General features: G+C 67.9%; 1 pseudogene. It reads right to left on the bottom strand.

From position 1 onward, the window contains the following. A pseudogene (locus tag AB0D57_RS47920) lies at positions 1-998 on the bottom strand (amino acid adenylation domain-containing protein); the annotation flags it as partial. Positions 999-1000 lie beyond the last annotated feature (2 nt).

The raw sequence follows: 1000 nt of genomic DNA, 5'->3' as shown, positions 1-1000 counted from the left end.
TCGCCGAGTTCGATCCGGAACCCACGGACCTTGACCTGGTCATCCGCGCGGCCGAGGTATTCGAGTTCGCCGTCGGGCAGATGACGGGCCAGGTCACCGGTGCGGTACATACGGGCACCCGACGGGCCGAACGGATCGGCCACGAAACGCTCCGCGGACAGGGCCGGACGGTTGAGGTAACCGCGGGCCAGTCCCGGACCGGCCACATACATCTCCCCCGCCACTCCGGCCGGGACGGGCTGCAGTGCCGTGTCCAGGACATACAGACGCAGGTCCGGGATCGGCTCACCGATCAGACTCGCCGTGCTGGCGGTGACGGTCTCCTCGTCCAGCAGGCGGTGAGTGACGTGAACGGTGGTCTCCGTGATGCCGTACATGTTCACCAGCCGCGGCCCGCCCGCCCCTTCCGGATGACGGGCATACCAGGCCGGCAGCCGGCCCAGATCCAGGGCCTCACCACCGAAGATCACATGGCGGAGGGCGAGTTGGTCACCGGTCGCGGGGTTGTCGGTGTCGGCCTGCATCAGCTGGTAGAACGCCGACGGCGTCTGGTTCAGCACGCTGACCTGTTCGGCGGCCAGCAGGGTCAGGAACTCGGACGGGCTGCGACTGATGGTGAAGGGGACGACGACCAGGCGACCGCCGTACAGCAGCGGACCCCACAGCTCCCACACCGAGAAGTCGAACGCGTACGAGTGGAACAACGTCCACACATCGTCCGGTCCGAACCCGAACCACCCCTCGGTCCGCGTGAACAGACGCACCACCTGCGCATGGCTGACCACCACGCCCTTGGGGCGTCCCGTCGAACCGGACGTGTAGATCACATACGCCGGATGCCCCGGCAGCAGACCCACAGCCGCCACCGGACCACCAGAACGCGCGGCCAGATCGTCGACGATCGCCGGGTCGTCCAACACCACCGTGTCCGCCGTGGTGCTCACCCCCGACAGCGTCTCCCTCGTCCCGATCACGAGAGCGGGCGCGGAATCGGTCAGGA

The sequence above is a fragment of the Streptomyces sp. NPDC048275 genome (assembly GCF_040652275.1).
Classification (GTDB): domain Bacteria; phylum Actinomycetota; class Actinomycetes; order Streptomycetales; family Streptomycetaceae; genus Streptomyces.
The sequence above is the reverse complement of the archived record's forward strand: the minus strand, read 5'-3'. Positions and strand labels throughout refer to the sequence as shown.